Raw genomic sequence first — 1553 nt, forward strand, 5'->3', positions numbered from 1 at the left:
TTTTGGCTTTTTAGTGGTCATTACGTCGGTCATGGACAATCCCTTTCGGTATTATTTCATGACCCCGGATTCACACTAAAATTCTGACAGGCTCGCGACCGATTGAAACCACTCGACCTGAGAGTCCGTATCTGGAACCGGCAAACGACGCGCTCGTGACAGGATTGCGAACGCCTCCGATGCAGATACGCCAAGTCCCAGCAGCACACAGGCGGCGGTGAGACCCGAACGACCGATACCAGCGCGACAATGCAAGGCGACTCCGCGATTGTTCTTAACCAGCGAAGTTAATTCGTGCACCAGCGCGAAGAAGTCGGCCGTATCAATGGGAATACTTCGATCTTGGATTGGAAATGATCGGTATTCAATGCCGTTAGCCTTGCACAAGGCTGCCTCGCCTGAAATGGACAGCTCGTCGATCTCATAACGGTGAAGTAAGCTGACGACGTCGGTGATGCCTGACCGCTTCCAGCCCGCGATCTCGTCCTCAAGCCAGTCGCCTCCTCGAGGTCGAGGCATAATCGCGAGCCTTAAAGGCTCGATATCACGAATCCAGTAAACTTCCGCTGTCATTCTTCAACTCATTAGGTTCCAGATTGATCTTTGCCATTGCACATTCGAACTCACCGTTTTCAATCAGATCAAGGATCGTTTGTTCGATCGTGGTTCGTGATGTATCGGTGACGAGGATCAAATTCTTCGCCCAAAAGTATCGGCCACCTAAGCACTCGCCAGATCTAGACCACCTCGATGTGAGGGTTTGAACATGCTTGAATGAACAGGTGGTCGCCTCCCAGCGGCTCCCGTCAATTAGAGTGACAAGAACATCAACGATTTCGTCATCGGGCCTCCACTCGCCCTCAGCCCAATGCTCCGCATCGATCCAGATGTTATCAATTTTCACTGTCGACATTCAAGTTGACCAGCGCGTGGGCGCCAGACTGATGGAATTGTTAGAGTTCACCCGAGAAGCCCTTCCCCTGCTCGCACCTGGTCAGTTTGATTCCTATGACTAGAGAGCATATCGGCTGGAATAGCCAAGAGCTGCGGCAAGGCCCGCGAGCCCAACACCGAACGTAACTGAAGCGAGCAAATATGGCGAGAGGTAGGAATTGGGAAGATCCCCTGTTCTGAGCCGCCAATTTAGTAGCCCGAGCACCGGCAAGCCCACCGCGACAAGGAAAAACCATACATACGGTGGGAAAAACGCAATCAGTCCAAATACGCCACCAGCAAAGAGAAACGGCAGTGGCCTCAATGGACGGCGTAGATCGGCCAGCTTCTCCTTTGCGCTCGAATCCAACGTCCGCTCAGCTCGGAAAATCAAAGCAGCGGAGACGAGATAGCACAGAAGAAACCAGGCGAATCCGAAAGTGATGTGAGGTGGCATAAAAGTCTATCTTAAGCGATCATCGCTCGGGATTCCTGCCAGCTGTAGCGATGACTCTTTCCATTAAACGTAAGCGTCAAGGCAGCGCCGTCTTGAGCGCCACGCTACTTTAATCGAAGATGTTCCCAACACCGCTGGGAAGCGGAGTTTAAGCGCCGGGGAG

General features: G+C 52.6%; 2 protein-coding genes. Both read right to left on the bottom strand.

Annotation, left to right across the window (positions count from 1 at the left end):
* Nucleotides 1–75: 75 nt before the first annotated feature.
* Nucleotides 76–573 carry a phosphatase domain-containing putative toxin gene (locus BM269_RS28895; protein WP_090446047.1) on the bottom strand — a complete coding sequence of 166 codons (498 nt, stop codon included), beginning with the start codon at nucleotides 571–573 and terminating at the stop codon, nucleotides 76–78.
* Nucleotides 545–913 (bottom strand): hypothetical protein, encoded by a 369-nt coding sequence (locus tag BM269_RS28900; RefSeq protein WP_090446051.1) that lies wholly within the window; start codon nucleotides 911–913, stop codon nucleotides 545–547. The genes BM269_RS28895 and BM269_RS28900 overlap by 29 nt, the downstream gene beginning before the upstream one ends.
* Between the last annotated feature and the right edge of the window lie 640 nt (nucleotides 914–1553).

This window comes from Duganella sp. CF458 (genome assembly GCF_900113115.1).
GTDB lineage: Bacteria > Pseudomonadota > Gammaproteobacteria > Burkholderiales > Burkholderiaceae_D > Rugamonas.

Excerpts from the sequence above, each read along its gene's own strand:
- BM269_RS28895 (WP_090446047.1), bottom strand. The coding sequence starts at position 573 with ATGACAGCGGAAGTTTACTGGATTCGTGATATCGAGCCTTTAAGGCTC.
- BM269_RS28900 (WP_090446051.1), bottom strand. The coding sequence starts at position 913 with ATGTCGACAGTGAAAATTGATAACATCTGGATCGATGCGGAGCATTGG.